Origin of the sequence: Streptomyces sp. NPDC049887 (assembly GCF_040656535.1) — a bacterium.
Lineage (GTDB): Bacteria > Actinomycetota > Actinomycetes > Streptomycetales > Streptomycetaceae > Streptomyces.
The window spans coordinates 302,484-326,629 of record NZ_JBFAMM010000007.1 but is presented as its reverse complement, the minus strand read 5'-3'; the positions used below and the strand labels follow the sequence as shown (position 1 = coordinate 326,629).

The window sequence follows — 24,146 nt, the reverse complement described above, 5'->3', positions numbered from 1 at the left end:
CATACCCGTCGCTCTTCCGATTTGCCTGTCGGCGGCCGCCGACAGGCGGTGCGCCGCCCGGGGCCGCAGGATGGGGTCATGCCGACCTCCCCGACCGGCCGCCACGCCGCCGGCCCCGACCCGGGCGGAGACGGCCGGGACACCGACGCCCCCGGCCCGCCGGAGGCGCGCGGCCCGTACCGGGGCGTTCAGGCCCTTCGTCCGGACGGAGCCACGCCGGACGACGCCGGGCCCGCCGCCGTCGGCACCGACGGTCTGCGGCGCCGCGGCGGCGCCGCACGGCGCGCCGGGACCCTGCTGGCCACCGCGACCGCCACCATGCTCCTCGTCACCGCCGGCTGCTCCGACAGCGGAGGCGGAGGCGGAAACGGGGAGCAGCACGACCGCGACCTCGGCAGCCAGAACCTCGACTGGAAACCGTGCCCGGCGCCCTCGGAGGCCGAGGGGGGAGGCACCGCGCCCTCTCCGCTGCCCGGCGGCACGAAGTGGGAGTGCTCCTTCATGGAGGTCCCGCGTGACTGGACGAAGCCCGGCGGCGAGACCATCGAGCTGGCCCTGATCCGGGCCAAGGCCCGTGACCAGGCCGAGCGGATCGGTTCGCTGATCTTCAACTTCGGCGGTCCCGGCGGCTCCGGGGTCAGCACACTGCCGGCGGCGGCACAGGACTTCGAGCGGCTGCGCGCCCGCTACGACCTGGTGAGCTTCGACCCGAGGGGCGTCGGCCGCAGCCAGCCCGTCGAGTGCCTCGACGACCCGGAGCTGGACCAGTACTACGCCCAGGACGCCACCCCGGACGACAGCGCCGAGGAGAAGACCTACAGCGACAACCTGAGCAGGTACGACGCGGCCTGTGAGGAGAACTCGGGCCCGGACCTGCCCCACGTCGGCACCACCAACGCCGCACGGGACATGGATCTGATGCGCCAGGTACTCGGCGACGACAGACTGCACTACTTCGGCATCTCCTACGGGACGGAGCTCGGCGGCGTCTACGCGCACCTCTTCCCGGAGAAGGTCGGACGGGCGGTTTTCGACGCCGTCGTCGACCCGACCAGCACCGCGGTGGAGGGCTCGCTCGGCCAGGCCAGGGGCTTCCAGCTGGCGTTCACCAACTTCGCGAAGGACTGCGTCGCGCGGGGCGACGCCTGCCAGCTGCCGGGCAGCACGCCGGAGGAGATCCAGCAGTTCGTCATCGACCTGCAGAACCGGCTGGAGAAGAAGCCGATCCCCGGCATCGGCGACCGCGAGCTCACCCAGACCCAGGCGACCAACGGCATCGCCCAGGCCCTCTACTCCAAGGAGTACTGGCCGCTGCTGGAGCAGGGCCTCGACGAGGCGGACGGAGGCGACGGCTCGCTGCTCCTCGCACTGTCCGACGCGATGAACGGCCGCAACAGGGAAGGGCAGTACAGCAATCTCCAGGCGGCCAACGCGGCCATCAACTGCGTGGACTTCAAGGAGCGGTACTCGATGGCGCAGACGAAGGCCAGGCTTCCCGAGTTCCGCGAGGCCTCGCCGATCTTCGGCGACTACCTCGGCTGGGGGCTGATGGGCTGCAGGCACTGGCCGGTGCCCGGGCAGTGGGAGACGCCCGACGTCAGCGCGCCGGGCGCGGCCCCCATCCTCGTCATCGGCAACACCGGCGACCCGGCCACCCCGTACGAGGGCGCCCGGGCGATGGTCCAGGCGCTCGGCAAGGGCGTGGGGATCGAGCTGACGTACGAGGGCGAGGGCCACGGCGCCTACAACAGCGGCAGCAAGTGCGTGGCGACAGCGGTGGACCAGTACCTGCTGAACGGCAAGGTCCCGGCGTCCGGCACCGTCTGCCGGTGACGGGCGGGCGGCACGACCCGCGGAGGGCCCGGCACCGGCCGGGCATCGCGGGCCCGCCGTCACTGTCGGTGACGGCACCTAGGATGGCACAGCAGTGGAACGGACAGGCGATGCACGGGGGGCAGGGAATGTCTTTGCTGACGAGGCCGGCCGCGGCGGCCGCGGCGCTGGCGCTGGCCGGCGGGGCGCTGGCGGCCTGTGACACGGGCGGTGACGCGGGGGCGGACGGCAAGGGTCGTCCCGCGGCATCCGCCCCGGTGAAGCGGGGCGACGCCGCCCACGGGCTGCCCGGCGCGCTCACCGAACAGCGTCCGCGGTGGAAGCCCTGCGCGGGCGCGGAGGGCTGGACGTGCGCGTCGGTGAAGGTCCCGCTCGACTACGACGCCCCGGAGGGCGGGACGATCCCCATCGCGCTGATCCGCCGCCCGGCTCGGGACGAGGACCGACGCCTCGGCTCGCTGCTGTTCAACTTCGGTGGCCCCGGAGTCTCCGGCGTCGATCTCCTGCCCCGCGCGTCGGTGGAGTACGAGAAGCTCAACTCGCGCTACGACCTGGTGGGTTTCGACCCCCGCGGGGTGTCGGCGAGCGCGGGCGTGGTGTGCCGCGACGACGCGGGCACGGAGGAGGCCACCCAACGCGTCGACCTCACCCCCGACACGGCCGCCGAGGAGGCGGCCTACTTCGCGGACGCCAGGGACTTCGGCAAGGGCTGCGCGCGCCGCTCGGGAGAGGTCCTCGCCCATGTGGGCACGGCGAACGCCGCACGCGACATGGACCTCGTCCGCCATGTCCTGGGCGACCGCAAGCTCAACTACTTCGGCATCTCCTACGGCACCCAGCTCGGCGGCGCATACGCCCACCTCTTCCCGGGAAACGTCGGGCGGACGGTGCTGGACGCCGCGGTCGACCCGACGGCGGACGCCGTGGGGCACGCCCGCAACCAGACCACCGGCTTCCAGCGCGCCCTGGACAACTACCTCGCGAGCAGGGGCGAGGACCCGAAGCGGGGCACGGCCCGGATAGCGGCGCTGCTGGAGCGGATCGACCGGGAGCCGCTGCCGGCCGGGGACGGCCGTGAGCTGAACCAAAGCCTGGCCCTCACGGGGATCGTGCTGCCCCTCTACTCGCAGACCATGTGGCCCGATCTCACGGCGGCCCTCGAGGAGGCGGAGGAGCGGGGTCGCGGAGCGAAGCTGCTGGCCCTGGCCGACTCCTACAACGACCGCGAACCGGACGGCAGTTACGGTACGCAGTCCCACTCCCAGCGGGCGATATCCTGCGCGGACGCCGAACAGCGCCCCACCCCGGCCGAGGCGAAGGCCCTGCTGCCGGAGTTCGAGCGGATATCCCCGGTGTTCGGTCCCTTCCTGGCGTGGGACACGGCGGGATGGTGTGCGGACTGGCCGGTCCCCGGGGAGCACGAGACGCCCGAAACAAGCGCGAAGGGCGCGGGCCCGATCCTGGTCGTGGGCACGACCGGCGACCCGGCGACGCCGTACGAGGGCGCCCGGCGGATGGCGGACGAACTGGGCGAGGGCGTCGGCATCCTGCTGACCAACAAGGGCGAGGGCCACGGCGGCTACACCCCGTCGAACGGGTGCGTGACGGGGATCGTGGACGGCTATCTGCTGGACGGCGAGGTACCGAAGGACGGCAGGACCTGCGGCTGAAGGGCTGCCCCGTGATCACCGGTGGATCGGCGCCCGGCTCGGGTGCGATGCATCGGAAAGGCGGAGGGCCGTCCTCGTACTGGGCGTGTTCGGGCGATCCGACAGCGCGGTGCGGTGCCGCTGCGGTCGTCGTGCGCCCGCTGGGGATCACGGGACAGCCCTTGGGCGTGCGGTGGAGGCCAGGCCCCGCTCTCCGGGCGGAGGGTACGACTTTCCCCCGCCCCGACAGTCCCGACCCGGACGGGACGGGACACCGCGGGCGCCCCCAGCGGCCGGTGCGTCACGGGAAGGGGCAGGTGCCACGCCCCCACTCCCTGCGCGTCGCAGCCGGCGTCCCCCACCCTCCGGCGCAGACGGCGAAGGGCCGGCACCATCCGCACGCCGGCAGCCCCATGCCGAAGGGGCCGACCCGATGCGGGCCGACCCCTTCGCTCCGGAGCGCGGGTCTAGTAGACGGGCTTGTCCGGCTCGATCTGGTTGACCCAGCCGATCACGCCTCCGCCGACGTGCACGGCGTCGGCGAAGCCGGCCGACTTGAGCACCGCCAGGACTTCCGCACTGCGGACACCCGTCTTGCAATGCAGGACGATCTTCTTGTCCTGCGGCAGGTCCTGGAGGGCGTTGCCCATCAGGAACTCGTTCTTGGGGATCAGACGCGCGCCGGGAATCGCGACGATCTCGTACTCGTTCGGCTCGCGAACGTCGATGATGTCGATGCTCTCGCCGTCGTCGATCCACTCCTTGAGCTGCTTCGGAGTGATCGTGGAGCCGAGCGCCGCCTCCTGGGCCTCCTCGGACACGACGCCGCAGAACGCCTCGTAGTCGATGAGTTCGGTGACCGTCGGGTTCTCGCCGCAGACCGCGCAGTTCGGGTCCTTGCGGACCTTCACCTGGCGGTACTGCATCTCCAGGGCGTCGTAGATCATCAGCCGACCGACCAGCGGCTCGCCGATGCCCGCCAGCAGCTTGATGGCCTCGTTGACCTGGATGGACCCGATGGACGCGCAGAGCACGCCCAGCACGCCGCCCTCGGCGCAGGAGGGCACCATGCCGGGCGGCGGGGGCTCCGGGTACAGGCAGCGGTAGCAGGGGCCGTGCTCGGACCAGAACACCGAGGCCTGGCCGTCGAAGCGGTAGATCGACCCCCATACGTACGGCTTGTTCAGCAGCACGCACGCGTCGTTGACCAGGTACCGGGTGGCGAAGTTGTCCGTGCCGTCGACGATGAGGTCGTACTGGCTGAAGATGTCCATCACGTTCTCGGCCTCGAGCCGCTCCTCGTGAAGGACCACGTTCACGTACGGATTGATGCCCTTGACGCTGTCACGCGCGGACTCGGCCTTGGACCGGCCGATGTCCGACTGGCTGTGGATGATCTGACGCTGCAGGTTCGACTCGTCGACCTCGTCGAACTCCACGATGCCGAGCGTGCCGACACCGGCCGCCGCCAGGTACATCAGCGCCGGCGAGCCCAGGCCACCGGCGCCCACACAGAGCACCTTGGCGTTCTTCAGCCGCTTCTGCCCGTCCATCCCGACATCCGGGATGATCAGGTGGCGGGAGTACCTGCGGACCTCGTCTACGGTGAGCTCGGCAGCCGGCTCGACCAGGGGTGGCAGCGACACGGGGACTCCGTCGTTGGTGGTTGCGTCAGTACGGTTGTTCTCGCTGCAACAGTGCCACGCGCCTTCTCATTCCGAGACACCCGGTCCAATCCGCGAGACAATTTCGTCCCAGTAACCGGGCAACGAGTCGAATGCCCCGTTATGCCCCCGAGCCGGGCCCGAACGATCGGTGAAGAAGATCGTCCCGGCGCCCTGCCACCGGGCGATCCTCATCGCCTCGTCCAGATGCGTCCGGGGCACCCCGTGGACGAAGTGCACGAAGCGCTCCGGAGGGTGGTCCGCGGTCCACTCCGCCACCTGCGACCAGCGGTAGTCGGTCCAGGCCCCGGAGAAGGTGACGAGCTGGTCGGCCGCCTCCGCATAGCCGGGATGGGGATGCTCACCGTGCCCGAGAACGATGTGCCCGCCGTCGAGAACCGCCTCCAGCGTGGCCGTCGCACGGCGCACCTGGGGCAGGTCCGCCTGCTCGACCGGACAGCGGTCCAGCAGGAAGCCGCCGACCTTGTACCAGTCGAGGTAGCGGTGGGCGTCGGAGACGATCTCGGCGAAGGTCCGGGCGCCGTGGGCCAGGTCGATGCGGCCCAGCACCCGGACCCCGGCGTTGGTGAGCCTGCCCGCCGCCTCCAGGCAGTGCGGGTCGGGTCTGCTGCCCGGGCCGTCCGAGACGCTGAGGACGGCCCAGTGCAGCGGGGTACCCGGTCTGGTCAGCTCGGCCCACTCGACCGGGGCGACCAGGGGGTGGGCATATCCGGGGACGCCGAAACCGAGCCGGTCGGCGCCCGTGGCGGACTGTGCGCGGTCCGTGCTGATCAGATGCGGCATGCCGCCTCCATCCAGATGTCCGCGAGGGACTCCTCCAGGTTGATCCGCGGCCGCCAGCCCAGCCGGTCGCGGGCGGTGCGTACGTCCGCCTGCTGCCAGCTGCCGCAGCCGTCGGGGTAGGGATAGGGCGTGGCGCCGAGCTGATCCGGGACGGACTCGGGGCCCCGGGGGGCGCCGATGACCGGGTGACCGGGGCGGTGGGGCGGCCCGTCCAGCTCGTGCAGTGCCCCCGCGTAGCCGGCGACCCGGGCCAGCACGGCGGCGGCGTCACGCAGCCGCACCGCTCGGCCGGTTCCGATGTTGACGACGCCCTGCGCGGCGGAGAGCGAGGCGGCGTGCACGGCGCGCGCCACGTCCCGCACGTCGACGAAGTCGCGCTGGACGCCCAGTCCGCTCAGCTTCAGCTCGCCGTCACCGGCCTGCATGGCACGGCGCATGGCCTCGGCCAGCCGGCCGAGTGGTGAGCCGGCCGGGGTGCCGGGGCCGACGGGCGAGAAGACACGCAGCACGACGGCGTCCAGCCCGGATCCGAGGACCAGCTCGGTCGCGGCGAGCTTGGACACCCCGTACGGCCCGCCGGGTCGCGGCACGGCGTCCTCGGCGGTCGAGGAACCCGGCTGCGAGGGCCCGTACTCGGAGGCGCAGCCGAGCTGGACGAGCCGGGCGTCGCATCCGCTGCGGCGCATGGCCTCGCAGACGGTGGCGACGGCCACCGTGTTGTGCCGGGTGAGGTCGCGGGCGCCCCCGCGGGTGGCGCCGGCGCAGTTGATCACGACTCCCGGGTGGACGGCGTCCAGGAACCGGGTGAGGGCCCCCGGGCTGCCGCCCGCGAGGTCGAACCGTACGTCGGCGTCGTCGCCGCGCCCAAGCGCGGTCAGATGCACGGCCGGGTCGGCCAGCAACCGGTCGGCGACGAACCGGCCGAGGAATCCGTTTGCTCCGAGCAGCAGCACCCTCATCGCGCGGCTCCTCGGGGCCGACGGGCCGGTGCTGGGTGGTGCGGGGTCATCGTCTTCTGTCTCCTCGGGGGATGGTGCAGTGGTGGGTTACGCCCGCGGCGTCGGCTCCGCGGGAGTCGTGGGGGCTGGAGTGCGTGGGGGAATGGGGGTCAGGTGCTGTGGGCCGAAGCCCGCGAGAGCGCCGCGCTCGCGTGGACGAGCAGTCCGAGAGCGGCGGCGCCGCACACGAGTGCGGGCACGGCGGCGGCGCCCCAGGTGTCCACCACGGCCTCGACGGGGCGGGCGAGGGAGTCGCAGCCGGGGAGGCGGCCTACGAGGACCGTGGTCAGGACGAGCGCCTCGCCTGCGCATGCGAGACCGAGGCCGGCGGCGGCCGCGTGCGGATAGCCGTGCACGGTCAGCAGCCGGGCGAGGAAGAGCAGCAGCCCGAGAGCGACGGCCGGGGCGAGCGCCATGGGCAGGACCAGGGACGTCAGCACGAGCAGGGCGATGAGGCAGCCGGTGTGGAGGGCGATGCCGCCGAGCAGCAGGGGCCGTGCGCCCGCCGCGAACTCCTCGAGCGCCCTGCTGCCTCCCAGCCTGCGCCGCGCCCGGGCCGCGAAGAGACGCGCGGTCCAGGCGGCGGGGGCCACGGCGAGCGCGAGACCCACGAGAGGGCCGGGCGCGAGCGGCCACGGTCCGTCGGGCCCACCGGCGACGAGTCCGGCGAGCAGCCCGTCGCCGAGGAGGGAGTACGCCACGAGCCAGCCGACCAGGAAGCGCGTGACGGGCACGGTGCGCCCGGGGGCGCGCAGGGCTCCGCGCCGCAGGCTCCAAGTGAGCGCGACCGCCAAGCCGACGGCCCCGGCCGCGCCCACGCCGAGGCGGGCTCCCCCATCGGTGAGGCGGAGGCAGGCCGCGGTGAGGACGGCGACCGCGCCCGGCGCCAACGCGGACGCCAGGTGAGCGGGGCGGGCGGCGGCGTCCTCGTCCTCGGCGGGTGGTGAGCTCTCCTCGCCGCGCGGGACCCGGGCGTAGAGCTCCTCGGCGAGGGAGAAGACGTCGCGGTGCCGGAAGCGGGCGGCGGTCCGGTCGGTGACGCCGTGCGCCTCCAGACCGGCGGCGATCTCCAGCGGGTCGACGGCCCGTTCGCACAGTTCGCGGTGGCGGTGCATGAGCGCCTTCACCGGGTCGGCGGGCCCGCGACGTCCGGTCCTGGTGCGAGCGGCTCCGCCGGTCCCCCCGGTGGCTCGCTCCTTCCCCACCGGCTGCGGGCGGGCTCCCGGGGCCGCGGCGACGGCGGGCCGCCGGGAGGTCCCGGCCACGGCGACCGGGCGGCACCCGGCATCGGGCTGCCGTGCGGTGATGGTTCTGCCGGCTGGGGCGGGGGCGGTGGGTTCAGACATCGGGCCCTCCTGGTGCGGCCGCGGCGGTGGTGGATGCGGGGTCCGCCCAGCGGGGGCGGGTGCGGCCGCCGGTCCAGTGACCGGGGACGTGGGCCTCCGCCGGGGTGGCGAAGGGCACGGGCTCACCGTCGCCGTCGACGGCGTCCGAGTCGCGGTGGACCGGGCTGTGGGAGATGAGCTCCAGGTAGATACCGCGGAACGCGGCGAGGTTCTGCTCCACGGTGAAGAGTTCGAGCGCCCGGGCCCGGGCCGCGGCGCCGAGCCGTTCACGGCGCTCGGGGTCGCGCAGCAGTGCCAGACAGGCGTCCGCGAGCGCCCGGGGGTTGCGCGGGGGGACGACGAGTCCCGTGCCGCCGATGACCTCGACGACCGCGCCGACATCGGTGGACACGGTCGCCCGGCCGCAGAACATCGCCTCGACCAGGCTGATCGGGAAGCCCTCGACCACGCTGGACAGGACGATCACGGCCCCGGCGGCATAGGCGTCCGCGAGGTCCGGGGCCTCCGGGCCGCCTATCTCCTCGAACGAGACGGGGTTGTCGCCGACCGCGTGCGCATCCGCGGCCTCGTCGGGGAAGAGCTGTGCCGCCAGGGCCCTGCAGTGCGCGAGATAGGCGCCGGACTCGGGGCCCGACACGGGTGCGCCGAGAATCCTGAGCCGCGCCTCGGGCTCCTCCTTGCGCACCTCCGCGAAGGCGTGGAGCAGTGCGATGAGGTCCTTGGCCGGCTCGATCCGGCCGACCCAGACGAGGGTGCGCGGATCGCCGGAGTCGTCCCCCTCCCCGACCGCGGTGAAGCGCTCGGCGTCCATGCCCGGGTAGACCGTGCGCAACCGGGCCGGGTCGGCACCGCACTTCTCCTGCCAGCGCCGGGCGTGGGTGTTCCCGGGGGTGATGACGGACGCCTGACGGTAGACCTCGGAGGCGAGGCACCCGTGGAAGGCGGCCAGCAGCGCGCGGACCGGGGCGGCGAGGGGCGCGTCGTAGGCCGCGAGGTAGTGGGCCCGCAGCTGTACGCCGTACTCGGTGACCAGCAGTGGAACCCCGAAGAAGCGTTTGGCCAGAAGCCCGGGCAGCGCCGCCGTGCCGCCGGAGGCGGCGTGGCAGAGGTCGACCGCGCCGAGGGAGTCGTTCCCGTACCAGTCGAGTGAGAGGGGGCGCAGCGCGCGCTCGAGCTCGTCGGTGAAGGCCAGGTAGTCCGGAACCGCGGCGGTGTGCACGGCCCGGCGCGCGCCCGGGGCGCGGCAGGCGGACTCCAGAGTGCGCACGGCGAGTTCGGAACGCAGGGCCGCGTACAGTCCACCGCGCTCCCGGGCGAGGCCGGCGAGGCCGTACAGCCCCTCGGCGAACGCCCCCGGGGCTCCGTCGGAGCAGACGGCGGAGGCGAGGGAGGCGAAGTGGGCGGCGAACACGCGCCGTTCACGGCGCCCGTAGGTGCGCCCGTCGTCCTCGGGCGCCCAGAGGGGCGCGGTCCGCACCCTCTGGACGTGGCGCGGCAGTTCCACCCAGCCCTGGTCCTCCTGCTGGGCGGAGCGGCTGAGGGCGTAGACGTCGAAGTCGTGCTGGGCGAGCCCGCGCACGAGCCGGTCGCACCAGAGCCTGGACTGACCCGTCGCATACGGATAACCACCGTCCGTGAGCAGTCCGATCCGCACGAGTGCACCCCCGATCTCCTGTGTGGCCGGCCGCCTCCGGTCCGGCGGCCCGCAGCGGGAAAAAGTTATGCGGACAAGCCGGTGGCGCGACGGACGGTTGTCCGTCGCGCCACCGGAAGGGGTGAATGCACGTAACTTTCCCGCCCTCGTAGCGTTCGGTCGCGCTACAAGCGTTTTCCGTCACGTTCCGTCAGACCGCGGCGCACTCCCTCCGCGCCCGCGTCGAGCACGGATGCGTCCGGGAGGGCTCCTTCGCGCACCGGCCCCGGGGGGATCCGCGCACCTCGCGGCGGCGCTCGGCGCGACGACCCCTCCGTGCCGCACCGCGGAGCCGGCGATCGACTGCCACCGGGACCTGAAGGGGGCGGCTTCCGGAATGGGGTCCCGGCCCCCGGGCGGCAGACGCGGCCGCGGTCGTCCGGACCCGCGGCAGCAGGGCCGCGAGGCAGCGCCCCGGACCGGGCGGCCTGCCAGGGAGGCGGTTCGCGAACGGCGGCCCCGGACGGCCCCCGGATCAACCGCCGGGATACACCCAGGGGTTGGGACGGCACTTGACCCCGTCGATGTCCAGCGACTTCGTCTGCTGCTGCATCACGGGGGCGAGGGCCCCCGGTGTACGGCAGTTCACATGGCCGTGCCCGAGGCGGTGGCCGACCTCGTGGTTGATGAGCATCTGACGGTAGGACAGCATCGCCTTGGCCCCGTAGGTCTCCGCACCCTGTGCCCAGCGGTACGCGTTGATCATCACGCGCTCGGTGGAGGCGGAGTCGCAGGAGACGTTGTCGACGGTGGTGTCGAGACCCGACTTGGCGCACCAGGTCCCGGTGGTGCCCGGGCTCGCCAGCGTGATGACGAACTCGGGCTCTCCCGAGGAGATCCGCTCGAAGCTCATTGCCCCGCCGCGCGCCCAACTGCGTTCATCGTTCAGGGTCTTCTGGACGGCCTCCGCGAACAGCTTCCCGTCCAGGCCGAGCCCCTGCTCGACGTCCACCCGGTAGCGGACCTTCCGGCCCTTGCCGGGTGCCCGGTCCAGCCCCGGGACCGCCTCGAACCTGCCCGGGCCCTCGAGCTCGGGGTCGAGGGGGAACTGCCGGGTCATCAGCTGCGCGTAGGTGGGCGGTGCGGCGGGGGCGGCCGGAGCCGCCTGCCGCGGAGGCAGCACGCGCTGGTCGGAGCGGGAGGCGTCGTCCTCCGAGATCCGCTCGGCGCCCTCGGCCGCCTGAGTGGCCGTCGACGCCGGCCCGGTGTCGGTGACCTGTCCGGCGACGACGACCGCCAGGACGGTGGTCACTGCGGCGGCCGCGACGCCCGTGACCGTGCGGCCGCGGGCGTGTTTGGCGGGGTTCCCGTCGTCACCGCCGCCGTCCTCGGCGGCCGCCCCCGCCTCCGGCGCCCGTTCCTCCGCGGGCTGCGGGTCGAATGCCTCGACGAACTCCCGGCGCGGGCCCGGGATCCGGGCCCCCGCGCCGATCGGCGGCCGCTGCCGGGCGCCGGGCGGGGAGGCCGGGGACTGTCCGGTCCCGGCGGCGGAAGCGGCGCCGGGGTGCCGGCCCGTGGTGGCGGTGTGGTCCCGCGGGACGCCCTGCCAGTCGCCGTACCGGCCGCCGGCCGAGGGCTGGCCGCCCCAGCCGCCACCCGTCTCGTACTGCTGGGGGTGACCGCCGCGCACCTGCGGTACGCCGTGCGCCGGTGTGCCGTCGGACGCGGGCCCCGAGTGCTCCGGCGGGCCGCCGGACCGCCTGCGCCGCCCGGTACCGGAACCCTCCGGCGTCCCCGCGCCGCCGCCGGCAGTACCCCTGGTGTCGGCGGCCTTGGGTGCGGGGCCCTTGCGGCTGTGTCGTCCCACGCCCCGGATCAGCTCCTCGTGCTGTCGTCGAGCAGTTGCCGTGCGGCCTCTGCGACCGCCTCCGGATACTCCATCATGGCGACGTGGCCCGCGTCCGGGAGGGTCAGCAGCCGCGAGTCGCGGAACGCGGCGTTCGCCCGGCGGGCCATGCGGTACGAGACCAGTTGGTCCCTGCAGCCGTAGACCAGCAGCGTGGGCGCGAGCACGCGCTCCGCCTGACGCCACAGACCGTGCTGGCCTCCCAGCGTGTACGCGTCGAGAATGCCGCGCGCCGAACGGGCCATGGCGTCCCAGAAGTAGGGCAGCTCCAGCCGGCGCTCCATCTCCTCCACGGCGTGGAGGAAGGCCTCGTCGGTCACCCGGCCCGGATCCCCGTAGCAGAGGGACAGCACGCCGCGGACCCGCATCTCGGGCGTCCAGCCGCGCGTCAGCCGCTGGAACAGCGGGGCGACGCCGGGCAGACCGAGCGCCGCGGTGGGCCAGGCGCCGCGCTGTGCGCGCAGTTCCGGCAGCGCGGGCGAGACGAGCGTGAGGGTGCTCACCAGATCGGGGCGGACGGCCGCGACCCGGGTGGCGATCGCGCCGCCCAGGGAGTTGCCGAACAGATGGACCGGGCCGCGTCCGCTCGCGTCGAGCAGGCGGATCACCGCGCGGGCGTGGGCGGTGATCGAGTAGTTGCCGTCGTCGGGCGGCGGCGAGTCCCCGAAGCCCGGCAGGTCGACGGCCTCGCCGTCCACGGCGCCCTCCAGGGCCGCCATCAGCAGCGTCCAGTTCTGGGACGAGCCGCCCAGCCCGTGGACGAAGAGCGCCGGGGGCAGCCCGGCCCGGGCGGGCGGACGGGCACGCACCGTGAGCGTCAGCCCCGGGAGTGCCACCGAGCGCAGTTCCTCCCCCTCGGCCACCCGCACGGAGCGGATCCGCGGAGCCGGATAGGCGGCGCGGGTTCCCGGCAGCTCGGTCGAAGACATGGGGGCAATGTTACGAGACGATCACGCGACGGAACCTGTGTTCGGCATCACACACCGCATAGCGTCCGGCCGGGCATGCTCATACGCTCGATTACGGGGTACTCGCTCCTGGCTGGTACCGCAGAGGAAAGGGATCCAGATGGCTGCCGACCCGACGGACCCGGAGACCTTCACGGAGGACGACCAGGGGACGCCGAACGAACTCGGGGAGCTGGAGGAGCTCGACGAGGAGACGCCCGAGGCGGATGCCGCCGAGCAGCACACCGAGGTGCGGCCGGTCGGCGACGAGCCGCTGACCCGCATCGACCCGTCGAAGGCGAACGAGGCGGATGCCCTGGAACAGGCCAGGGTGGTGGCCCTCGACGAGGAGGACTACCGCTGATCTGTCCGGTTTCCCGGGGCCACCACCTACCGCGGACGTCCGGTACGTGAAATTCTGCGCCCGCACCGCGCACACCACGGTTACCGAAAAGTACGATGGCGGGCGCGAGCGCAGAGCGCACGCACGGAACACTGTGCTTGTGACATCGAACGTGGGAGGCGGCGTGACAGCCATCGAGCAGACAGAGGCGGCGCGCCCGCGGGGCACCCGCCTGCCGCGCCGTGCCCGACGCAACCAGCTTCTCGGCGCGGCCCAGGAAGTCTTCGTCGCCCAGGGGTACCACTCGGCGGCGATGGACGACATCGCGGAGCGCGCCGGCGTCAGCAAGCCGGTGCTGTACCAGCACTTCCCCGGAAAGCTGGAGCTCTACCTGGCGCTGCTGGACCAGCACTGCGAGTCGCTGCTGCAGGCGGTACGCGGCGCCCTCGCGTCGACGACGGACAACAAGCAGCGCGTCGCGGCCACGATGGACGCGTACTTCGCGTACGTCGAGGACGAGGGCGGTGCGTTCCGGCTGGTCTTCGAGTCGGACCTGACGAACGAACCCGCCGTGCGTGAGCGGGTCGAGCGCGTCTCGCTGCAGTGCGCCGAGGCCATCTCCGAGGTGATCGCCGAGGACACCGGTCTCTCGCAGGACGAGTCCATGCTGCTGGCCGTGGGGCTCGGCGGTGTCTCGCAGGTGGTCGCCCGCTACTGGCTCTCCAGCGGCTCCGGCATCCCGCGCGACACGGCGGTGCAGCTGCTGACGTCGCTGGCCTGGCGCGGCATCGCCGGCTTCCCGCTGCACTCCGCCGAGGGCGGTCACGGCGACGACCGGTGACCTCCGGCAGCCGCTGTTCGCTGCGGGCGTGCACGGCTGAGCCGTGTGACGTCGCCTCACCGGGCTAATGTGTGCTGCGTACCGCGCGGCCGACCGCGCATCGCTGACCGTTCGGAGGGACATAGCCGTGGAGGTCAAGATCGGCGTGCAGCACGCGCCCCGGGAGATCGCTCTGGAGAGCGGCCAGACCGCCGAGGAGGTCGAGCAGGCCGTCGCCGACGCTCTGGCGGGCAAGGCGCAGCTGCTCAGCCTGACCGACGACAAGGGACGCAAGGTGCTGGTACCGGCCGACCGCATCGCCTATGTCGAGATCGGCGAGCCGACCACGCGTCGCGTGGGCTTCGGCGCGCTCTAGGCACCGACCGCCGGAAGGGCATCGCGGGCGTGGCCCGCGATGCCCTTCCGCGCGTCCGGGCCCCCACCCTGCCGCGGGGTCGGTGTCCAGCGGTGAACGGGTGGTGCGAATGGTTGCTTTCGGGTCGGTCCGGGTAGGACGGGCTACGACCAGACACACCCACCCGCCGTCCGTGAGGTGATCCGTGGTGATCCTGGAGGCTCTCGGCTCCGTCCTGCTCGGACTCGCGCTCTCCTGGGCGGCTCTGCGGCGGCTTCCGGACCGGCTCCCCGCCCAGCGCGTGGTGTACCCGGCGGGCACGCTCGGCGCCCTGTTCGGCGCGTATCTGACGCACACGGCGCTCGGGTCCGGACATCTGCTCGGCACCCTGCTCGGGGCGGTGTTCGTCGCCGCCGTCACGCTGTCGCTGCTGATCCGGCCGACGACGCGGCGGCTGCGCCGATCAGCCGCCGTCTGACGCGCCGCCCACCGCCGCTCCGTCGGGGCAGATGCGGTCCCAGGGAACCGGGGCCGCCCGTGCTCCCGGCCCGGTCGTTACGCGGCGAGCCCCAGCGCGGCCATCCGCTTGGTGTGCGCCTTGGTGATCCTGGTGAACATCTCGCCGACCGCCGCCAGGTCGAACCCGTCCGCCACCCCGCCCACGAGCATCGTGGACAGCGCGTCGCGCTCGGCCACGACCCGCTGGGCCTGGGAGAGCGCCTCGCCCATCAGCCGGCGCGCCCAGAGCGCGAGCCGGCCGCCGACCCGCGGGTCCGCCTCGATCGCGGCACGGACCTTCTCCACGGCGAAGTTCCCGTGACCGGTGTCGTCGAGCACCGAGAGCACCAGGGCACGGGTGTCGGAGTCCAGCCGCACGGCCACCTCGCGATAGAAGTCGCTGGCGATCGAGTCGCCGACGTACGCCTTGACCAGGCCCTCCAGCCAGTCGGAAGGGGCGGTCTGGCGGTGGAACTCGTCCAAGGCGGCCGCGAAGGGCTCCATGGCCTTCGTGGGCTCGGCGTCGATCGCGGTCAGCCGGTCCCGCAGCTGCTCGAAGTGATGGAACTCCGCGGAGGCCATCTTCGCCAGCTCGGCCTTGTCGGCCAGCGTCGGCGCCAGCTTCGCGTCCTCGGCGAGCCGCTCGAAGGCCGCCAGCTCGCCGTAGGCGAGCGCTCCGAGCAGATCCACGACCGCGGCACGGTACTGGGGGTCGGCGGAGGCCGCGGCCCAGTCCTGGGCGGCGATCCCGGTCACTTCTTCGGCCGCGTCCGCGGCGGGCGCGGTGGCGTTGTCAGGCGTCTCCATGAAGCGCACAATAGCTGGCCGTCCTCACCCCGGAAGGGCCTGGTCAGCCCCCGTCGCGACAGGATCCCCGGGAATTCGGCCAACACAGATGCGCGAATCCGGGGTACAGTGGTATTAAGCCTGCCGGTCATTCGGTGGGCCCTCTGAATGAGGATGCCCGGTCGGTGGCCCGATCGGCTCCGACCCGACAGCCCTCTGTGCGCATTCCGCCACATGAGGGGACCTCAGCGGCACGAGCGCTCGAGCGACGGCAGTGGTCCCGCGCCTTCCGGCCAATCCACGGCCGGCACCCGTACCCAGGTGCGGTAGGACCCCCAGCGTTCGCCTCGCGCCGCGTCTCACAGAAGAGGCAACACCCTGACTACGCAGGCCAAGACTTTCCGAGAACTCGGGATCCTTCCCGAGACCGCCGAGGCCCTGGAGGCCGTCGGCATCACGACCCCCTTCCCCATCCAGGAGATGACCCTTCCGGTCGCGCTCTCCGGCACCGACGTGATCGGCCAGGCCAAGACCGGCACCGGCAAGACGCTGGGCTTCGGCCTTCCGTTGCTGGAGCGCGTCACCGTGCCCGCCGACGTCGAGGCGGGGCGGGCGAAGCCCGAGGAGCTGACCGACACGCCGCAGGCGCTCGTGGTCGTGCCCACCCGCGAGCTGTGCACGCAGGTCACCAACGACCTGCTCACCGCCGGCAAGGTGCGCAACGTCCGCGTGACCGCGATCTACGGCGGACGTGCCTACGAGCCGCAGGTCGAGGCGCTGAAGAAGGGCGTCGACGTCGTCGTCGGCACGCCCGGTCGGCTGCTGGACCTCGCGGGCCAGAGGAAGCTGAACCTCTCGCACGTGAAGGCGCTCGTCCTGGACGAGGCCGACGAGATGCTCGACCTGGGCTTCCTGCCCGACGTCGAGAAGATCATCCAGCTGCTGCCGGTGCGCCGCCAGACCATGCTGTTCTCGGCGACCATGCCGGGCGCGGTGATCGGTCTCGCACGCCGTTACATGTCACAGCCCACCCACATCCGCGCCACCGCGCCGGACGACGAGGGCGCGACCGTCGCGAACATCACGCAGCGCGTGTACCGGGCGCACTCCCTGGACAAGCCCGAGATGGTCGCCCGCATGCTGCAGGCCGAGGGCCGCGGCCTGGTGATGATCTTCTGCCGCACCAAGCGCACGGCCGCGGACATCGCGGACCAGCTCGCCCGGCGCGGCTTCGCCTCCGGCGCCGTGCACGGCGACCTGGGCCAGGGCGCACGGGAGCAGGCGCTGCGCGCCTTCCGCAACGGCAAGGTCGATGTACTGGTGTGCACCGACGTCGCCGCACGCGGCATCGACGTCGAGGGCGTCACCCATGTGATCAACTACCAGACGCCGGAGGACGAGAAGACGTACCTCCACCGCATCGGCCGGACGGGCCGGGCGGGCGCGACCGGCACCGCCGTGACGCTGGTGGACTGGGACGACATCCCGCGCTGGCAGCTGATCAACAAGGCGCTGGACCTGGACTTCAACAACCCGGCCGAGACGTACTCCACGTCTCCGCACCTCTTCGAGGAGCTGGGCATCCCCGCGGGCACCAAGGGTGTACTGCCGCGTGCCGAGCGCACCCGCGCCGGTCTGGACGCGGAGGAACTCGAGGACCTCGGCGAGCCCGGCGGCCGGGGGTCGCGCTCCGGCTCGCGCACGAAGACGGCCGAGCGCTCCGAGCGCCCCGCCCGTACCCCCCGTCAGCGCCGCCGCACGCGCGGTGGTGCCTCGCTGGAGGCGGAGGCGCCGGTGACCACCGAGACTCCGGCCGCCGTCGGGGAGACGGCGGAGGAGGCGCCGCGCACCCCGCGCCGCCGCCGCCGGACCCGCTCGGGCGCGACCGCCGAGGGATCCGCCGCTGCGACGGTCGAGGCACCGGCCACGGAGGCGCCGGCCACGGACACGCCCACCGAGGAGCCGGCCAAGCCGCGCCGCCGCCGCACCCGCGCCAAGGCCACCACCGCCGAGACCGCGGCACCGGCCACCGAGGCCCCCGCCGAGGAGCCGGCCAAGCCGCGCCGCCGCACCCGCGCCAAGACCGCCCGGCCGGAGGCCTGAGGTCTGAGCCGTTCGCCGAGGCCCGCCGTCCCGACCACCGGGACGGCGGGCTTCTGCCGTGCCACGGCGACCCGTGCGCGGCCGGCAGGGCCGAACTCCCCGGTAATCTCGTCCGCATGAGCCGGCCGCCCACCTTCCGCCCGCCCTCCTGCGCCCGCGCCCGCGCACTCCGCACCAGCCGCGGGGACTTCGCCGTGCTGGACGCCGAGCCGGACGAAAGCGCCGGTGCCCGTCGGGGCACCGTGCTGATGCTGCCCGGGTACACCGGCAGCAAGGAGGACTTCATCGCGCTGCTGAAGCCGATCGCCGCGGCCGGTTTCCGGGCCGTCGCCGTCGACGGACGCGGCCAGTACGAGACCGACGGTCCCGACGACGAGGCGGCCTACGCGCAGTCCGAGCTGGCGCGGGACGTGCTGGCCCAGGCCGAGGCGACCGGTGACGAGCCGGTGCACCTCGTGGGGCACTCACTGGGCGGGCAGATCGCCCGGGCCGCCGTCCTCCTCGACGCACGCCCGTTCCGGACCCTGACGCTGGTGTCGTCCGGCCCGGCCCGTATCTCCCCCGCCCAGCAGCACAAGGTCAAACTGCTGAGCGACGCGCTCGCGGTGATGGACATGAGCGAGGTCTGGGAGGCCATGCGGGCACTCGACCCGCCGGAGGAGGCCGCGACCGACGGCGAGGACCTGCGGCGCCGGTGGCTGCGCCACCGTCCCGCACAGCTCCTGGCCACCGGCCGCCAGCTGACGGTGGAGCGGGACCGGATCGACGAGCTCGCCGCCGTGGGACCGCTGCCCAAGCACGTGCTGTCGGGCGAGCGGGACGACACCTGGCCGGTGCCGCTGCTGGACGAGATGGCGGTGCGGCTCGGGGCGCTCCGCACGGTGATCGAGGGTGCCGAGCACTCGCCGAACACGGACCGCCCGGCGCCGACCGCGGCGGCGCTGGTGGACTTCTGGTCCCGGAACTGACCGTGCGTCCCGGAACCCTTCCGTGGGGCCGGTACCGCGGGCCCGTCCCCGAGCCTGACCTCGGGCCGCGCAGCGACCGTGGGGCGCGGAACCGGTCCTCCGGCACCGGCGCGGACCGTAGTCGGGCCCGGGTCCGTCCGCCCGGAGTCAGAACTGACCGTGCAGGTGGTCCCAGAAGCCGTCCCGCAGCGCCCGCCGCAGATGGGCGTAGCCCCGCAGCGAGTGCTTCAGGAGCTTCTCCGCCTCGATGAGCAGGTCCTGGTCGACCGGGCCGGGCAGGTAGGGGTGTCCGGGAAGCAGCTCGGCCATCGGATCCCGGCCGCGTTCGGCCAGCCAGGTGGCGGCTATCTGCGCGCCCACGAAGCGCACGTCGTCACGGGACGGTGGCGGGCTGTCGTCCTCGTACGTCGTCACCGGTCGGCGTGTGACGTAGGGGCGGCAGAAGTCGAGGTCGAAGGTGCGCTGGCTGTCGACCTCCCAGAGCAGCGGTTCCGCCTGGTTGCGGCCCTCCGCCGCCTCTATGCCCCACAGATGGACCCGGGCGCCGTATCCCTGCGCGGCCTCCACCGCGGAGACCAGGTCCTCGTCCCCGCCGACGAGCGCCGCGTCGCTGATCGCCCGGTGCCGGGCGAGTGACTCCAGGTCGGTGCGTATGAGGGAGTCGACGCCCTTCTGCTGGTTGTTGGCGTTGAGGTTGCCCAGCCGGACCTTCACGTCGGGCAGTTCCGCTATGGCCTGCTGCTCGGCCGTGTGGATGCGGCGCCGGGCGCCGTCGTACCAGTAGACGCGCAGCAGCCGGCTGTCCGCGAAGATCGTGCGGGCCTTGTCGATGAACGCCTCAATGAGCCCTTCGGCGTCGAGGTCGAAGGAGCGCCGGTCCTCGGTACCCGCCACAAGCAACCCGGCCGCAGCATAGACGTAACCCGCGTCGACGAAGATGGCATGCGTGGACGGGGTCTTGGCGACCTCGGCGAGCATGCGCTGGAGCAGCTCGTTGGTGCGCTCCAGGCGGGCGCTCATCTCGGACAGCTCGGAGTCGTTCATGACGACCCCATTGTGAGCGGGCCCGGCCCTACCTGCCAGTAGTTAGCCATCCAAAAATTTTCTTTAGCGTAGGGAATGTTTGTAGACGGCATTCCGTTGAGAGGTACATACACAGACGGCCAGAGGGGAGCTCTTCATGCGCTTCGAAATCATGCGACTCGACGACATCGACGGCACCGCCGTGGACAGCACCGTCGTGGACGCCGCCTCCGTGAGCCGGATGGTGCAGCAGGCCGCGGCGATCGGCCAGCGTATCTACATCCGGCCGGCCGAGGCCGCGGCTTCGTAACGCCTTCCGGGCACGACGCCCCCGAACGGAAAGGTTCCGTTCGGGGGCGTCGTGCCGTGCGGGGAGACATCCGGCGGCGGTCCGCGATCAGGAGCCCTGGATCACCTGGGTGATGCCGTTGATGATCTGCTGCACGGCGATCGCCGAGAGCATCATGCCCGCCAGGCGGGTCACCAGCACCACACCGCCGTCCTTGATCACGCGGATGATCAGCAGCGAGTAGCGCATCGTCAGCCAGAGGACGACGTGCATCGCGACGATCGCGGCCCACACCGAGACCTGCCGGGCGGCACTGTCGGCGTTCTGCACCGCGAGGATGACGGAGACGATCGCACCGGGACCCGCCAGCAGCGGCATGCCCAGCGGCACGAGGGCCACGTTGACGTCCTTGGTCTGCTTGGGTTCGTCGGTCTTCCCGGTGAGCAGATCGAGCGCGATGAGGAGCAGGAGCAGACCGCCCGCGATCATCAGCGCGGGCACGGAGACATGGAGGTAGTCGAGGATCTGCTGGCCGAGGATGCCGAAGACGGTGATCACGCCGAAGGCGACGGAGACCGCCTGCCAGGCCATCCGGCGCTGGACCTTGACGGGGCGGCCGGAGGTGAGGGCCAGGAAGATCGGGGTGATCCCGGGAGGATCCATGATCACGAAAAGGGTGAGGAACAGGGAGCCGAAAACGGCGACGTCGAACACGGTGAGGCCTTGCGGGGGTATCGGACAACTGGAGTGGTGGACGAGCGGGGGGCCGCTGGGTCCGTGCGCGAGGAGCGCGCATACGTGTCGCACGACGGCTCGGGCGACGGACGCGGGACAGGCGCGGCGAGCCCCGGGGCGGGACCGGGACCGAGTGCGGCGGTCAGACCTGGCGGCGGGGCGCTCCGCCCGTACCAGGGACCGGGAACGCGCCGGTGGCACGGCGGGTGATCTCGCCGTAGACCTCCGGGTCCGTGGTGAAGTCGCCGAGCAGGCAGGTCTTGCGGCTGCCGTGGTAGTCGCTGGAGCCGGTGGGCAGCAGACCGAGTTCGGCGGCAAGTCCGCGCAGCCTGGCCCGAGTCGGCTCGTCGTGGTCCATGTGGTCGACCTCGATGCCGTCGAGACCGGCCGCGGCCAGCCGGGCGATGACGTCCTCGGACACGACCTCGCCGCGCTTCACTGCGAGCGGGTGGGCGAGGACCGTGACCCCGCCGGCCGCCTTCACCAGCCGGACGGCCTCGAACGGGTCGAGTTCGTGCTTCTCCACGTAGGCACGGCCGCCGTTCGCGAGCCAGTCGGGCGTGAAGGCCGCGGACACGTCGGGGACGACGCCGAGTTCGACGAGCGCGGCGGCGACGTGCGGTCTGCCGACCGAGCCGTCGCCGGCTATCCGGGAGACATGCTCCCAGGTGACCGGCACACCCAGCTCCCGGAGCCTGCCGACCATGGCCCTGGCGCGCGGCACCCGGTCGTCCCGCACCAGCTCGCGCTCGCGCGCCAGCTCGGGTTCCTCGGGATCGAAGAGGTACGCCAGCATGTGCAGGCCCACACCACCGGTCCGGCAGGACAGCTCCGCACCGGTGACGAGGGTCAGTCCCTCGGGCAGCGCGGCGATCGCCTCGGCATGACCGCCCACGGTGTCGTGGTCGGTGAGCGCCACGACGTCGAGTCCGGCGGCCGCCGCTCCGCGAACCAGCTCGGCCGGGGTGTCCGTCCCGTCGGAGGCCGTGGAGTGGGTGTGCAGGTCGATGCGCACGACGCGGGACTCCAGGGCTCGGGACGGACGGGCTGACGCTCAATCGTAACGGGGCCCCGAGCACCGCCCCGACCGGCTCGTCACGTGAAACCCCTCACGGGCAGTGCGCACGCCGGGTACCGGGCCGAACTCACGGAAGGCCCCGTGGCGGCCCCGGACACCCACCCCGGTCGCGGACGCATGCCGGGCCCGCACACACCGGCTCCTGCTCCGGGCCCCGTCCGGCCCCGGATCACCGGGACCGGGGCACGCCCGGCCGGGTCCGACCCCGTCGGCGCACCCGGTCGCGCGGGCCCAGGGCACGGACGGCCCGCCGTCACATCAGCAGGCGCGGCGACAGCGCCCCGCAGGGCAGCAGTTCGAGTTCCTGGCCGGCGTCCCGCAGATCCGTCAGTATCAGCTCGTCGTACATCAGCAGCCCGGTCGACTCGGGCCAGACGATCGCCCACAGCCAGAGCCCCCGCGCCTCGCCCGCGAACACCGCGCGGTCCTCCGGGGCGTCGTTGACGTGCCAGAGCGGCGTCGGTCGGCCCGCCGCGAGCACCTTGGCCTGGGGCGAGGTGTCGACGGTCATGTGCGGACCCGGGTCCGGCCCGTCGATCCCGGCGAAGCGGGCACCCAGGCCGACCCCGAGTTCCTCGGCGACGAGCAGCAACTCCCCCACACCACCCAGCGGTCCGGGGCCCGAGCAGGCCACGGCCGTGGCCCGCCCGCCGCTGCGGTCGTCGCCGGCGTACGCGACGCCGGTGAACAGCCAGCCGACCGGGAGCGGCCACGGCATCCACACGGGCACCTGGGCCCGGGCCACCACCACACTGAGGGCCTCGACGCTCGGCGGGATCACGGGCTGCAGCGGATACACGGAACCGTGCACATCGCACTGCCACGTGTCGGCGAAGAGACCGGGCGCCCTGACCCGGCCACCGCACTTCGGGCAACTGGGTTCGCCCCTCATAGCGCTCAACGGTGCTACCCGTCCGGCGCCGCGTCAAGGACGATCACCCGTCCCGCACGGCGGTTTCACCCGCCCTCAGCAGGGAGAAGTGCATGCATCTTGCATTAATTAGTCTCGCTAATTTATTGTCTGTATACGGCAACGACCTGAACGGGAGAAGCGGAGGAGCGCCCATGCGAGCAGAGCATCCGTTCACCGGAACGACCGGCACGGCCGGACGGGCCGCAGCCGGCGGCGACCAGGGACCGCCGGCCGGAGCGCGAGGCATCCTGCGTCAGCCGAAGGCCGTCTGGGCCACCGCGGGCGCGTCCGTCGTCGCCTTCATGGGCATCGGCCTGGTGGACCCGATCCTGCCGTCCATCGCCAAGGGCCTGGACGCCACGGCGAGTCAGGTCTCACTGCTGTTCACCTCGTACTTCCTGATCACCGCTGTCGCGATGCTCGTCACCGGCTTCGTGTCCAGCAGGATCGGCGGGCGCAGGACGCTCCTCGCGGGCCTGGCGCTGGTCGTCGTCTTCGCGGCGCTCTCCGGCGCCTCGGACTCGGTCGGCGAACTCGTCGGCTTCCGAGCCGGATGGGGCCTCGGGAACGCCCTCTTCGTCTCGACCTCACTCGCCGTCATCGTCGGCGCGGCGTCGGGCGGGAGCACCGCGGCGATCCTGCTGTACGAATCGGCGCTCGGACTCGGCATGGCATGCGGGCCGCTGGTCGGCGCCGTGCTGGGCGACGTCAGTTGGCGCTACCCGTTCTTCGGGACCGCCGCCCTGATGGCGCTCGGCTTCCTCTGCATCGCCGTCTTCCTCCACGAGCAGCCGAGGCCGTCCGCGAGGACGTCGCTGCTCGATCCGCTGCGCGCGCTGAGTCACGGCGGGCTCGCGTCCGCCGCCGCAGCGGCCTTCTTCCACAACTACGCCTTCTTCACGGTGCTGGCCTTCACCCCGTTCGTCCTGGAGATGTCGCCCTACCGGTCGGGGGCGGTCTTCTTCGCCTGGGGAGCGCTGCTCGCGGTCTTCTCGGTCGTGATCGCACCGCGGCTGCAGGCCCGTCACGGCTCGCTGAGGGTGCTGACCGGTTCACTGCTGCTGCTCGGCGCGGACGTGGCGGTACTCGGATACGGCGACCGCACCACCGCCGTCGTCTGCACGATCCTGTCCGGCGCGCTGATCGGGGTGAACAACACCGTCTTCACCGAACTGGCACTCGGGGTGTCCGACGCCCCGCGTCCGGTGGCCGGCGCCGGCTACAACTTCGTCCGCTGGTTCGCGGCGGCGGCCGCCCCGTTCCTGGCGCCGAAGATCGCGGAGTGGACGAACGTCCATGGGCCGTTCGTCGTCGCCGGCGCCGCGGCGGTGTGCGGAGCGGTGACCGTCCGGGTCCGGCGGACAGCGCTCGCCCCCGAGACCGCCGGGGCCGCACCGGTCCACGTGCCCAGGGACGGCGCGGCGGCCCTCGCCGACTGAGCCCGGCCCCGCTCCC

At 72.8% G+C, this 24,146-nt stretch carries 22 protein-coding genes; 10 read left to right on the top strand and 12 right to left on the bottom strand.

Annotated elements, in window-relative coordinates; all coding sequences use genetic code 11:
- Positions 1–78: 78 nt before the first annotated feature.
- Together AB0J10_RS12165 and AB0J10_RS12160 are read left to right on the top strand one after the other, a co-directional pair.
- Entirely contained in the window at positions 79–1,833 is a 1,755-nt protein-coding gene (locus tag AB0J10_RS12165) for an alpha/beta hydrolase (protein ID WP_363060491.1), read from the top strand.
- A gap of 257 nt (positions 1,834–2,090) precedes the next feature.
- Positions 2,091–3,503: an alpha/beta hydrolase gene (locus AB0J10_RS12160; RefSeq protein WP_363060538.1), complete on the top strand. Its 1,413-nt coding sequence runs from the start codon at positions 2,091–2,093 to the stop codon at positions 3,501–3,503.
- A gap of 446 nt (positions 3,504–3,949) precedes the next feature.
- On the opposite strand, the gene moeZ is transcribed toward AB0J10_RS12160, so the two are convergent.
- The 7 genes from moeZ to AB0J10_RS12125 all read right to left on the bottom strand — a co-directional run bounded on the left by moeZ (position 3,950) and on the right by AB0J10_RS12125 (position 12,762).
- Complete coding sequence (moeZ, locus tag AB0J10_RS12155; RefSeq protein ID WP_363060489.1) at positions 3,950–5,128, bottom strand: adenylyltransferase/sulfurtransferase MoeZ; 1,179 nt, start codon at positions 5,126–5,128, stop codon at positions 3,950–3,952.
- Positions 5,129–5,194: 66 nt separating this feature from the next.
- Positions 5,195–5,950 (bottom strand): spherulation-specific family 4 protein, encoded by a 756-nt coding sequence (locus tag AB0J10_RS12150; protein WP_363060487.1) that lies wholly within the window; start codon positions 5,948–5,950, stop codon positions 5,195–5,197.
- Entirely contained in the window at positions 5,938–6,909 is a 972-nt protein-coding gene (locus AB0J10_RS12145) for an NAD-dependent epimerase/dehydratase family protein (RefSeq protein ID WP_363060485.1), read from the bottom strand. Before AB0J10_RS12145 ends, AB0J10_RS12150 begins: the two co-directional genes overlap by 13 nt.
- 149 nt (positions 6,910–7,058) lie before the next feature.
- Positions 7,059–8,294, bottom strand: a complete 1,236-nt coding sequence (locus AB0J10_RS12140; protein ID WP_363060483.1) for a hypothetical protein — start codon at positions 8,292–8,294, stop codon at positions 7,059–7,061.
- Positions 8,287–9,948, bottom strand: coding sequence for a GT4 family glycosyltransferase PelF (gene pelF, locus AB0J10_RS12135; RefSeq protein ID WP_363060481.1), 1,662 nt, complete (start codon positions 9,946–9,948; stop codon positions 8,287–8,289). The genes AB0J10_RS12140 and pelF overlap by 8 nt, the downstream gene beginning before the upstream one ends.
- Before the next feature lie 514 nt (positions 9,949–10,462).
- On the bottom strand, positions 10,463–11,794 hold the full coding sequence (locus AB0J10_RS12130) for a DUF3152 domain-containing protein (RefSeq protein WP_363060479.1): 1,332 nt from the start codon (positions 11,792–11,794) through the stop codon (positions 10,463–10,465).
- An 8-nt stretch (positions 11,795–11,802) separates the two neighbouring features.
- Positions 11,803–12,762, bottom strand: a complete 960-nt coding sequence (locus AB0J10_RS12125; protein ID WP_363060477.1) for an alpha/beta hydrolase — start codon at positions 12,760–12,762, stop codon at positions 11,803–11,805.
- A gap of 139 nt (positions 12,763–12,901) precedes the next feature.
- Between AB0J10_RS12125 and AB0J10_RS12120 the strand changes: the two genes are divergently transcribed.
- The 4 genes from AB0J10_RS12120 (at position 12,902) to AB0J10_RS12105 (ending at position 14,776) form a co-directional block, all read left to right on the top strand.
- Positions 12,902–13,144: a hypothetical protein gene (locus AB0J10_RS12120; RefSeq protein WP_269728495.1), complete on the top strand. Its 243-nt coding sequence runs from the start codon at positions 12,902–12,904 to the stop codon at positions 13,142–13,144.
- Positions 13,145–13,307: 163 nt separating this feature from the next.
- A complete protein-coding gene (locus AB0J10_RS12115) occupies positions 13,308–13,964 on the top strand; it encodes a TetR/AcrR family transcriptional regulator (protein ID WP_269728496.1) in 657 nt (218 codons plus the stop codon).
- A 127-nt stretch (positions 13,965–14,091) separates the two neighbouring features.
- Positions 14,092–14,319, top strand: coding sequence for a DUF3107 domain-containing protein (locus AB0J10_RS12110; protein WP_363060474.1), 228 nt, complete (start codon positions 14,092–14,094; stop codon positions 14,317–14,319).
- A gap of 187 nt (positions 14,320–14,506) precedes the next feature.
- Positions 14,507–14,776, top strand: coding sequence for a hypothetical protein (locus AB0J10_RS12105; RefSeq protein WP_363060535.1), 270 nt, complete (start codon positions 14,507–14,509; stop codon positions 14,774–14,776).
- 77 nt (positions 14,777–14,853) lie between these two features.
- Here the strand turns inward: AB0J10_RS12105 and AB0J10_RS12100 are convergent, their stop codons facing one another.
- Positions 14,854–15,603: a ferritin-like fold-containing protein gene (locus tag AB0J10_RS12100; RefSeq protein WP_363060472.1), complete on the bottom strand. Its 750-nt coding sequence runs from the start codon at positions 15,601–15,603 to the stop codon at positions 14,854–14,856.
- A gap of 459 nt (positions 15,604–16,062) precedes the next feature.
- On the opposite strand from AB0J10_RS12100, the gene AB0J10_RS12095 reads away from it, so the two are divergent.
- Positions 16,063–17,685: a DEAD/DEAH box helicase gene (locus AB0J10_RS12095; RefSeq protein ID WP_363060470.1), complete on the top strand. Its 1,623-nt coding sequence runs from the start codon at positions 16,063–16,065 to the stop codon at positions 17,683–17,685.
- Positions 17,686–17,801: 116 nt separating this feature from the next.
- Positions 17,802–18,653 carry an alpha/beta fold hydrolase gene (locus tag AB0J10_RS12090; RefSeq protein ID WP_363060468.1) on the top strand — a complete coding sequence of 284 codons (852 nt, stop codon included), beginning with the start codon at positions 17,802–17,804 and terminating at the stop codon, positions 18,651–18,653.
- A gap of 147 nt (positions 18,654–18,800) precedes the next feature.
- Here the strand turns inward: AB0J10_RS12090 and AB0J10_RS12085 are convergent, their stop codons facing one another.
- Complete coding sequence (locus AB0J10_RS12085; RefSeq protein ID WP_362884966.1) at positions 18,801–19,697, bottom strand: NYN domain-containing protein; 897 nt, start codon at positions 19,695–19,697, stop codon at positions 18,801–18,803.
- 136 nt (positions 19,698–19,833) lie between these two features.
- On the opposite strand from AB0J10_RS12085, the gene AB0J10_RS12080 reads away from it, so the two are divergent.
- Positions 19,834–19,986 (top strand): hypothetical protein, encoded by a 153-nt coding sequence (locus tag AB0J10_RS12080; RefSeq protein WP_363060465.1) that lies wholly within the window; start codon positions 19,834–19,836, stop codon positions 19,984–19,986.
- Positions 19,987–20,073: 87 nt separating this feature from the next.
- Here the strand turns inward: AB0J10_RS12080 and AB0J10_RS12075 are convergent, their stop codons facing one another.
- From AB0J10_RS12075 to AB0J10_RS12065, 3 genes are all read right to left on the bottom strand, one after another.
- A complete protein-coding gene (locus AB0J10_RS12075) occupies positions 20,074–20,679 on the bottom strand; it encodes a MarC family protein (RefSeq protein WP_363060463.1) in 606 nt (201 codons plus the stop codon).
- Positions 20,680–20,842: 163 nt separating this feature from the next.
- The gene (locus tag AB0J10_RS12070; RefSeq protein ID WP_363060461.1) at positions 20,843–21,715 is read right to left on the bottom strand and encodes a PHP domain-containing protein; all 873 of its coding nucleotides are present in this window, start codon (positions 21,713–21,715) and stop codon (positions 20,843–20,845) included.
- A gap of 316 nt (positions 21,716–22,031) precedes the next feature.
- Positions 22,032–22,670, bottom strand: a complete 639-nt coding sequence (locus tag AB0J10_RS12065; RefSeq protein WP_363060459.1) for a DUF6758 family protein — start codon at positions 22,668–22,670, stop codon at positions 22,032–22,034.
- Between the two features lie 173 nt (positions 22,671–22,843).
- Here AB0J10_RS12065 and AB0J10_RS12060 point away from each other — a divergent pair, with 173 nt between their 5' ends.
- On the top strand, positions 22,844–24,130 hold the full coding sequence (locus AB0J10_RS12060) for an MFS transporter (protein WP_363060457.1): 1,287 nt from the start codon (positions 22,844–22,846) through the stop codon (positions 24,128–24,130).
- The last annotated feature ends 16 nt before the right edge of the window (positions 24,131–24,146 follow it).